The organism is Corynebacterium sp. S5S1 (assembly GCF_001913985.1).
GTDB classification, from domain to species: domain Bacteria; phylum Actinomycetota; class Actinomycetes; order Mycobacteriales; family Mycobacteriaceae; genus Corynebacterium; species Corynebacterium marquesiae.
This window is the reverse complement of sequence record NZ_MKXT01000004.1, coordinates 101671-111219: the sequence shown is the minus strand read 5'-3', so window position 1 is coordinate 111219 and position 9549 is coordinate 101671. Positions and strand designations below refer to the sequence as shown.

At 58.9% G+C, this 9549-nt stretch carries 10 protein-coding genes and 1 pseudogene; 1 reads left to right on the top strand and 10 read right to left on the bottom strand.

What is annotated here, in order from left to right; genetic code table 11:
* Positions 1-91: 91 nt before the first annotated feature.
* Positions 92-828 (top strand): annotated as a pseudogene (locus tag BKN05_RS02550) (IS1634 family transposase); the annotation flags it as partial.
* A 30-nt stretch (positions 829-858) separates the two neighbouring features.
* Here BKN05_RS02550 and BKN05_RS02545 read toward each other — a convergent pair.
* The 10 genes from BKN05_RS02545 to hisH form a co-directional block, all read right to left on the bottom strand.
* Positions 859-1749, bottom strand: a complete 891-nt coding sequence (locus tag BKN05_RS02545; protein WP_049377580.1) for a cation diffusion facilitator family transporter — start codon at positions 1747-1749, stop codon at positions 859-861.
* A gap of 293 nt (positions 1750-2042) precedes the next feature.
* On the bottom strand, positions 2043-3458 hold the full coding sequence (pyk, locus tag BKN05_RS02540) for a pyruvate kinase (protein WP_152687326.1): 1416 nt from the start codon (positions 3456-3458) through the stop codon (positions 2043-2045).
* 159 nt (positions 3459-3617) lie between these two features.
* On the bottom strand, positions 3618-4571 hold the full coding sequence (gene lgt / locus BKN05_RS02535; RefSeq protein WP_049377583.1) for a prolipoprotein diacylglyceryl transferase: 954 nt from the start codon (positions 4569-4571) through the stop codon (positions 3618-3620).
* A gap of 45 nt (positions 4572-4616) precedes the next feature.
* Complete coding sequence (locus BKN05_RS02530; RefSeq protein WP_198491659.1) at positions 4617-5447, bottom strand: indole-3-glycerol phosphate synthase TrpC; 831 nt, start codon at positions 5445-5447, stop codon at positions 4617-4619.
* An 84-nt stretch (positions 5448-5531) separates the two neighbouring features.
* Entirely contained in the window at positions 5532-6170 is a 639-nt protein-coding gene (locus BKN05_RS02525; protein WP_286687877.1) for a TIGR02234 family membrane protein, read from the bottom strand.
* Positions 6167-6529, bottom strand: a complete 363-nt coding sequence (hisI, locus tag BKN05_RS02520) for a phosphoribosyl-AMP cyclohydrolase (protein ID WP_239273629.1) — start codon at positions 6527-6529, stop codon at positions 6167-6169. Before hisI ends, BKN05_RS02525 begins: the two co-directional genes overlap by 4 nt.
* Positions 6526-7296, bottom strand: coding sequence for an imidazole glycerol phosphate synthase subunit HisF (gene hisF / locus BKN05_RS02515; RefSeq protein ID WP_269953121.1), 771 nt, complete (start codon positions 7294-7296; stop codon positions 6526-6528). Before hisF ends, hisI begins: the two co-directional genes overlap by 4 nt.
* A gap of 30 nt (positions 7297-7326) precedes the next feature.
* On the bottom strand, positions 7327-8109 hold the full coding sequence (locus tag BKN05_RS02510) for an inositol monophosphatase family protein (protein WP_239273627.1): 783 nt from the start codon (positions 8107-8109) through the stop codon (positions 7327-7329).
* A gap of 3 nt (positions 8110-8112) precedes the next feature.
* A complete protein-coding gene (priA, locus tag BKN05_RS02505; protein ID WP_284836296.1) occupies positions 8113-8901 on the bottom strand; it encodes a bifunctional 1-(5-phosphoribosyl)-5-((5-phosphoribosylamino)methylideneamino)imidazole-4-carboxamide isomerase/phosphoribosylanthranilate isomerase PriA in 789 nt (262 codons plus the stop codon).
* A 14-nt stretch (positions 8902-8915) separates the two neighbouring features.
* The gene (gene hisH, locus BKN05_RS02500; RefSeq protein ID WP_239273624.1) at positions 8916-9548 is read right to left on the bottom strand and encodes an imidazole glycerol phosphate synthase subunit HisH; all 633 of its coding nucleotides are present in this window, start codon (positions 9546-9548) and stop codon (positions 8916-8918) included.
* Position 9549: the final 1 nt, after the last annotated feature.

Sequence of the window (9549 nt, the reverse complement as noted above, 5' to 3'; positions counted from 1 at the left end):
CAGTGATATCGAAACCGGCAAGCGCCCTTTGCCGGAGTTGAGGTTGGCTTATGAAGAACTTCTCAAATCAGCTTGACACAACATAGGAGCATCACCCTCCGAACAGCAAGCATTGATAGATGCAGGTCTGCACTACATTTTGTCGGTGAAACCCCACCGTGCCTGAGGTGATTGAAACCTGGCGGCGGGAAATCCCTGGTGAAGCCTACGCCCACGGCCGGATCTGGACACAAGCCTCGGCAAGCGATGCGCGCAAACACACAACCCCGAATACGGTGACCCACTTCCAGTACTCCTATGATCGGGCCAGACGCGGCCTGCGCGGAATCAAAGAGCAAGTCGCAAAAACCAAACGCGCTGTTGACGGCGAAATCGCCATTAAGCGCAACCGCTATTTCGATCTTTCCACCCCGAACAAGAAGGTCAACTACGCTCTTGCTGCCAAACACCGAGCCCTAGCCGGAATTAAAGGCTATGAAACCGACCTGACCGCTCTTCCCGCCCAGGAGGTTATCGGGCATTACCGCAGGCTATTTCACATTGAAAATGTCGTATCGGATGTCGAAATCAGACCTGAAAGCACGCCCAATCTATGCGAGGAAACAAAACTCGATCACAGCACATCTCAATATTGTGATGGCAGCACTAGCCGTGACCCACCTGATGGAGACCCGCAGTGGTCACTTCATCAAACGCCTCGTGAGAACACTCAAGAAATACCGCAGCTTTCAACTCGTCGTTGGCGGCGAAACCATTCACGCCGCCGTACCATTCCCGCCCGACCTCACTGCCACCATCCAAGTAATCACCGGCCGCGAACTTCCGCACAAAATTGGCCTAAGTCAGGTTAGAAGGGAATCAGCACACCGTCTCGTGGGATTCGTGCTCTGGGTGCTCAATCTGGATGGTGGAGTGCTCGATACCGTGTTCGCGCAGGGCCTGCTGAGCGGCATCCAACAGCGGGCCGGTGCCGACGGTGCCGTCGCGCACGATATGCACGGTCGTGAGCACGTTCACGCCGTCCAGGCTCCACAGGTGCAGGTCGTGGATGTCAGCAACGCCCTCGACCTGCCGCAGCGCGGGCTCGATCGCACTGGCGTCGAAGTCCGCCGGGACTTGCTCGAGCAGCACGCTCGCCGAAAGCCGCATGAGCTGCCAGGCGCGCGGCAGCACCATCGCCGCGATCGCTAGGGAGGCGATCACGTCCGCCGCCACAAACCCCGTGGTCAGTACCACGATGCCGGCCACGATTACTGCGACCGAGCCGAGCATATCCACTAACACGTGCAAGAACGCGCCCTCCACGTTGATCGAGGATTTGCGGTGCCGGTTCAGAACCCACGCCGATAGCGCATTCGCCACCAGGCCGATCACCGCGATGATCAGCATCGTTTTTCCCTGCACTTCGGCCGGGCTCTGCAGGCGGCGCACCGCCTCGACGACAATCCACACCGAGATCGCCAGCACCATCACTGCGTTCGCCAGTGCAGCAAGCACCTCCACTCGTCGGTAGCCGTACGTGGCCTGAGCCGATGCTTGTCGGCGCCCAACCAACACCGCTAACACCGCGATGATCAACCCCGCAGCGTCGGAAAGCATGTGCATCGCATCCGCCATCAGCGCCATCGAACCCGCCAACCAGCCGCCGATCAGCTCCGCGAAGAAGACGGTGCCGGTAATGCCTAGCGCAATCAAGAGTGCGCGCAGCGGCGTGCTGGAGTGATCGTGGTCGTGGTGCTCGTGTGCCATGCACTCAGCCTACCCCCGTCGACACTTATTGACAATTAAATGAAAATGGATGGCGGTAAGCGCAGCCACTGAGGCCAAGTCGGCCTGATTTAGGTCATTGTGCAGTTGTCCTTTGAATGTGTAGAGAAGCTGAAACATGAACAACCAAAAAGTACTGCAGCCGCATGTCAGGAAAGCAACCGCTGAGTGTACTCGAGGTAAATATAAATCTACATTTGTATAAATGTATATAGAAAAGCGCCGCGACCCGTGGAACATGTTAAAGGGTGGGTCGCGGCGCTCGTGCCAAAAATCTACTTCTTGGTTTCACCCAACAAGTGACACTGAATCATGTTGGTGTTGCCAGCAATTCCTGGAGGAGTACCAGCAATGACGACAATCATGTCACCTTCCTCGTACTTGTCCATCTCCAGCAATGCATCATCGATGGCTTCCATCATGTCATCGGTGGACTTAACGTCCGGGCTCAAGAAGGTCTCAGCACCCCACGTCAGAGCCAGCTGGGAACGAACCGCTGGGTCCGGCGTAAACGCCAACAGCGGAAGCTGGGAGCGCAGGCGAGCCACTCGCTTAGCGGTATCGCCGGAGGTAGTAAAGGCTACGATAGCCTTTGCATTGAGGCGCTCGGCAATATCGCGGGCGGAATAGGACACCACACCACGCTTGGTGCGCGGAACGTGAGTCAGCGGTGGAACCTTGCCGCCATCTTCAGCATTAGCCACGATCTTGGACATGGTGCGCACGACGTTCTGCGGGTCAATACCCACGGAAGTCTCACCAGAGAGCATAACGGCGTCAGCGCCATCGAGAACGGCGTTAGCCACGTCGGAAGCCTCTGCACGGGTCGGGCGCAGGTTAGAAATCATGGAATCCAGCATCTGGGTAGCCACGATGACCGGCTTAGCGTTTTCGCGAGCAATCTGGATAGCGCGCTTCTGGAACAGCGGCACGCGCTCCAGCGGCACCTCAACACCGAGGTCACCACGGGCAATCATGATGGCATCGAATGCCAGCACGATAGACTCGAGCGCGTCTACTGCCTCAGGCTTTTCCAGCTTGGCAATGACCGGAACGCGGCGACCCTCTTCGTCCATAATCTCATGGACCTTATCCACATCTGCTGGGGAGCGGACAAAGGACAGTGCCACGAGGTCAACGCCGAGCTTCAAAGCGAAGCGCAGGTCAGCGATATCCTTTTCCGACAAAGCCGGAACAGAGATATCCATGCCAGGGAGGGAAACGCCCTTGTTATTGGAAACCGGGCCACCTTCGGTGACCTCACAGACAACGTCGTTACCGTCGACTTCCTTACAAACAACGGCAACCTTGCCGTCGTCGATTAGCAGGCGGTCACCTGGCTTGGCGTCCTTGGCCAGGCCCTTGTAGGTGGTGGAGACGCGGTCATGGGTGCCTTCGATATCGTCCACGGTAATGCGGACGATCTGGCCGTTATCCCACTGCTCCTCGCCATTGATAAAACGGCCAAGGCGAATCTTGGGGCCCTGGAGGTCCGCCAGGATGCCTACGGCGCGGCCGGTCTTATCGGTAGCTTGGCGCACCCAGTTGTAATTCGCCTCGTGGTCTGCATGCTCGCCGTGAGACATATTCAAGCGGGCAACGTCCATGCCATCCTGTACGAGGCGCAAGATGCCTTCCTCGCTAGCAACGGCAGGGCCGAGAGTACAAACAATCTTCGTTCTTCTATCCAGCATTATTGGCCTATTCCGTCGGGGGAAACTGAACACTCCCCAACCTACTCCTTCGAAAGGATTGGGGCCACAATTTCTCGGGTTCATTTTCTGAACGGGCACCCCAAAACGTCCCATTTCCCACAAAACCAAAACCAACCGGACACACTTGGGCAGTGTTTACGTCGATAAAGAACCCGGTTGCTGCCCGTCAGATACCGCGTGCTCATCGCGGTGCGCATCATGTGCGCGGTGCTCTGCCCAATACTTAGGATCCACCTCTTCGGGGGACTCTGGGCCCTGGCGGTGCCTATCAAGCATGAAGAAGACAATCGCGGCGATGATAAAAATCACTAGGGAGACGATGAGATTCACGCGGACCCCAAAGATATGGGTCGCCTCATCGGAACGCATCCCTTCAATAAAGAAGCGGCCCAATGTATAGCCCATGACATAGAGGGCAAAGACGCGCCCGTGCCCCAACTTCCAGGCCTTGTGAGCCCACAAGAGGAAAAGGCAGACTAGAACATTCCACACGAGCTCGTACAGGAAGGTCGGGTGCACCGAGGTCATGACCTCCCCCGTGGAATGCCCAGAAACGGGAGCATAGCCGCCGTTTTCATTGACACGGTAATAGATATCTAAAGCCCACGGAACGTCGGTCGGGCGCCCATAGAGCTCTTGGTTAAACCAGTTACCCAGGCGTCCAATCGCCTGCGCGAGGACGAGGCCTGGCGCCACCGCGTCAGCAAAGGGGCCGAGCGGCACCTTTTTCACTTTGAAAAGCACCCACAAAGCTAGTGCGCCCAAGGCTACGGCGCCCCAAATGCCCAGTCCGCCATTGGTAATCTTCAGCGCGTCCGCGGGATTGCAGCTATCGCAGAAGTACTTCTGGTTATCGGTGATGACGTGGTAGAGCCGCCCGCCAATGATGCCGGCTGGGATGACCACGATGGCGGCATCCCATACTGTGTCTGGGTTACCGCCGCGTGCGGTGTAGCGGCGTAAGGTCATTCGCAAGGCGACGATAATACCTACAATGATGCACAGCGCATAGGCACGAATGGGAATGGGCCCCAACTGCCACACGCCCTGCGGCGGAGACGGAATATTTGCAAGAATTTCTGTGTGCACGTACCCAGTGTGCCTTATCCCCCACCCCACCAGCTAGTTAGGGCCTTATTCTATTTTGCGCGCGGGGCACGCTGGATGCTGCCCGGCAGCCACCAAAGAGCGCGCCAGCGCCGTAGGATCCTGGGCAGCCATGACTGATTCGCCCACCAAAACTGCATCGGCGCCGCGTGAAGCATAGTGAAACAGGTTGCGCGCGTTATTTACCCCGCCTACTGCGATGCGCAGGATGGATTCGGGTAAGCCCGGGGCGATATCGTTAAACGCCTCGCGGTTAATGGCATCCGAAGCCAACGACCATGCATTAATGGCGATGATGCTACTTCCCGCCTTGATTGCGCGGTCGACCTCGGCGCAGTTGCGCACCTCAACGATGGCGGCCATCCCGAGCGATTCCACCCGGTCCAAAAGTGCCTCCAGGCGAGCTTGCTCTAAGAGTTCAACCTGCAACGGAATAGCATCGGCCCCAAAGCACCGGGCTTCATGAATTTGGTAAGGGTCCACGATGAGATCGCGCGACATCATGGGAATATCAATCGCAGCACGGGCAGCCGCCATATCTTCTAAAGAACCGTGGAAGCGGCGGAAATCAGTCTGGCACGCCATGAGATGTACGCCGCAGTGTTCAAAAGTGCGGGCCCATTCCGCCATCTGTTCCGCAGAGCCAACATGAGCGATTTCGCCGCCGTAGGGTACGGCGCGTTTGAGCTCTGTGATGACCGAGCAGCCTGTGCGTAGCAACGCCGCGCGGGCATCCCGGGGAGGTTCCATGTCACGCGAGCGCGCCTTCACCTCTTTAAAAGACACGCGGGCTTCCCGCGCAGCGACGTCCTCCAAGACTCCTGCAACTAGGTGGTCAACGGCAATGGGCGTAGGCATCAGCACCTCCCTCCACGGGCGATTAAAATCACACTTAGGTTAACCCGCTCGCGTGCCGTTCCGGAAATTACACAGGAAACGGGGCTAATTTTTGCCCATATCAGTGGGATCGATATCACTATCAAGGGCGTCCCACATCACGCGGCCAGAGTCGGAGGAGGTTTCCAAATCCTCCTCCAGCTTTGCTTGTCGTGCCGCTGGGGTTTCGTATTTGCTAGACGCCTTCGCCTTATCCACGCCTGGATTGCGCGCAAGCATGACCGCACCGAATAGGGCCGCTGCCGCTCCTATTAGGGCCAGAATTGGTCCCAGGGAATGCACCTCGGTGGAAACGACCGTGGCCCAGTCAGAAATCTGGGCAGAGTCTACGGCGTTTTCATTGGCCGAGGCTCCCTGCAAGATCTTCTGCGCACGCTCAGCGTCCGCGCCCGCAGTCAGCAGGCTCACCGGGGTCCATGCACTAGCCGCCGCAGCGAGGGCGCACACAATGCCCACCACTCGTCTACCGACGCGCCGCAGCGCCATCCCCGCGACGGCACCGGCTACCAGAACTAGGGTCAAGGCCATGATTTCCAGCGACCAGGCCGAGCCGATGATGTCATTGGCCGCAGAGCCGGCCTTGTCGTCTTCGCTGGAGGCTACCACCCACGTAGCACGGGAGGACAGCCACACTACGATGGCTCCTACAGCGATAAGTAGTGGTCCAAGGCGTCTGGCCTTCACGATTGCCCTCCTAGGAGATCGGTGGCGTCAAAGCACGTGCGGTCACCGGTATGGCAGGCGCCGCCGCGCTGCCGCACGGTCAGCAGAATAGTATCTCCATCGCAGTCAAGGCGAACGCCCAGCACCTCTTGGGTATTTCCAGAAGTTTCTCCCTTGACCCAATATTCATTGCGCGAGCGCGAAAAATACGTTGCCTTGCGGGTGGCGAGGGTATGGGCCAGAGCGTGGTCATCCATCCAGGCCATCATCAGCACCTCACCAGACTCAGCTTGGGCAATGGCCGGCACCAAGCCTTGGTCATTGCGCTTGAGCTGCTTGGCGATGTCCCCGTTAAGTTCAAAGTCGCCCGGGCTACTCATCGGCGCACCTCGTAGCCCGCAGCGTCTAGAGCCTCTTTCACATCGCTGATTTCTACCTCACCGAAGTGAAAAATGCTTGCTGCCAAGACGGCATCGGCGCCTGCTGCAACGGCCGGCGGGAAGTCCGCAGCGCTTCCCGCGCCGCCAGAGGCGATAACGGGAATGCTCACCGCTGCGCGCACGGCGCGCAGCAATTCAAGGTCAAATCCTTCCTTTGTGCCATCGCCATCCATCGAGTTGAGGAGGATCTCCCCTACGCCGAGTCCTTCGCCGCGGCGTGCCCATTCGATGGCGTCGATCCCGGCCGATTCCGTACCGCCGTGCGTGGTGACCTCAAAGCCGGATGGCGCATACTCTTCGTGGCACCGGCGGGCATCAACTGACAGCACGATGCATTGAGCCCCGAAAATCTCAGCCATCTCGCGCAGCAGTTCCGGATTCTTAATGGCCGCGGTATTTACAGAGACCTTATCTGCCCCGGCGCGCAATAATTCTCGAACGTCATCAACGCTGCGAACTCCGCCACCCACCGTCAATGGGATGAATACCTGATCTGCGGTGCGGCGCACGACCTCGAGCATGGTGGAGCGGCCCTGTTTAGAAGCAGAGACATCCAAGAAGGTAAGTTCATCGGCTCCTAGGGCGTCATAACGCGCGGCCAGCTCCACTGGGTCGCCGGCATCGCGCAGGCTGTCAAAGTTGATGCCCTTGACCACGCGGCCTTGGTCCACGTCTAGGCAGGGGATCACGCGTACGGCTACAGCCATGGCGGCCGCCTCCTTTTCGGGTATTTAGTCTTAGCGGTGAAATGTACCGGTATGACGGGACAGGATATCCACGATGGTGGCATGAACCTGCGGGGTACCTGCCACCATGCCGCGCGACTGCGCAGTCCATGGATTTCCTTCCGGATCGGTGACAACGCCACCAGCGGCCTGAATCTGCAATGCTCCCGCGGCGTTATCCCATGGGTGCGGAGAGAAGTTAATCGCGCCATCGAACACACCCTGCGCGACGAAGGCATTATCAAGGCCCACAGAACCGGTCATTCGCGGGCGCAGTCCGGTCTCGCGCAGCTCGTGGAAAATTTCGGTGGGCAGGTGCGAAGAGCACCCCACGTGACCGCGCGCCTCATCAAAACCCATCGCATCGTCCCCTCCGCCGAAGCCAGTGGTCGGCCCACCTACCGAGCGCAGTGGGGCGCCATCGCAGGTGACCAGACGGCGCCCCAGAAGCGGGAAGTCAGATACCGCGGCAACAGGCGCACCCTCATAAATGAGCGCCACCAGGATGCCGGCCATGGGGTTTCCGGCAGAGTAGTTTGCGGTGCCATCGATCGGATCTACCACCCACACGGTATCGAGCACGCTGCCGCCTGATTCTTCTCCATAGACCGGGATGCCGGTCATCTGGGTCAAGATATCGCGCAGCTGTTGCTCGATGACGAGATCTACCTCGGTGGCAAAATCTCCCTGCCCCTTAAAACGGGCGGGCGCAGCTCCGAGGCCGGAGCGAAAAATGGGTTCTACTTGGTCTACGGCCGCCTCCGCGAAGGCCACCAACTCGCGGGGTTCCATCATGACTTAGTTGTCCTCAGGGTCGAAAGGGTCAATGGTTTCTTCCGCCGGCAGCGGCTCTACCTCGGCCACCGCAGCGAGTGCTTCGTCGAGGGTGAAATTCCCCTCGTACAGGGCCTTGCCAATAATGGCGGAATCGATGCCCTCATTTTCATAAAGCGCGAGCTCGCACAGATCTTCCACGCTAGAAATGCCACCGGAGGCGGTGATTTTTGCCTCCGTCGCCATCGCTACCTCGCGCAGGAGCTCAATATTAGGTCCGGTGAGCGTGCCGTCTTTAGATACGTCTGTCACCACAAAGCGCTGGCATCCGGCGGCATCGAGGCGCTCGAGTACCTCCCACAGATCGCCGCCATCGGAGACCCAGCCATTGCCGGCGGTACGCCATTCGCCGCCATCTTCGCGCACGGCAAGGTCCACGGCGACCTTATCTCCGTAGCGCGCGAGGATATCCTCGATCCATTCCGGCCGCTCTAGAGCAGCCGTGCCGATACTAATGCGCTGCGCACCGGTAGCCAGTGCTCGCTCCACCGCGGCATCGTCCCGAATGCCACCGCTAAGCTCCACATTTACCCCCAGATCGCGAGTAATCATCGCCATTTCCTCGTGGTTGGAGCCCCGGCCGAAGGCCGCATCCAAATCCACAAAATGCAACCAGTGTGCACCCTGGGACTGCCACTTTTGTGCGGCATCGCGCGGGGAACCATACGAGGTTTCGGTGCCTGCTTCGCCTTTATCCAAGCGCACGGCTTGGCCTTGAGATACATCGACTGCTGGCAAAAGCGTAAAAGTCATATTCTTCATCCTACCTAGAGCGTGCGCATCCAGTTTTCCAAAAGCTGAGCACCGGCGTCCCCGGATTTCTCAGGGTGGAATTGAGTCGCCCACAGGGCACCGTTTTCTACCGCCGCGACGAACCTATCGCCCGCGTGCTCCGCCCAGCTCACCTGCGGCGGACGGGTAATTTCCGTTTCCAATTCCCAACGGCGAACGCCGTAGGAATGTACGAAGTAGAAACGTTCGTCTTCCGGTAGTCCGGCAAACATATCGCTGCCGACGGGTACTTCCACGGTATTCCACCCCATGTGCGGCAGCACCGCAGACTGCAACTTTTCCACAGTGCCGGGCCACTCGCCGCAACCGGTGGAGTTGATGTTGTGTTCCACTCCGGCGTCGAAAAGCACCTGCATTCCTACGCAAATGCCCAACACCGGCCGCTCTCCTGCCAAGCGCTGGCCGATGACCCGAGGGCCCTGCACCGCCCGTAGCCCGCGCATGCAGGCAGCAAAGGCACCCACCCCAGGGACAAGCAGACCGTCCGCTTCCACCGCTTCTTTGGGGTCCGCGGTAACGGTGACGTCCGCGCCCACCCGTTCCAGCGCACGCTGGGCTGAGCGCACATTGCCCGCGCCATAATCCAATAATGCGACCGTCTTTGCCATG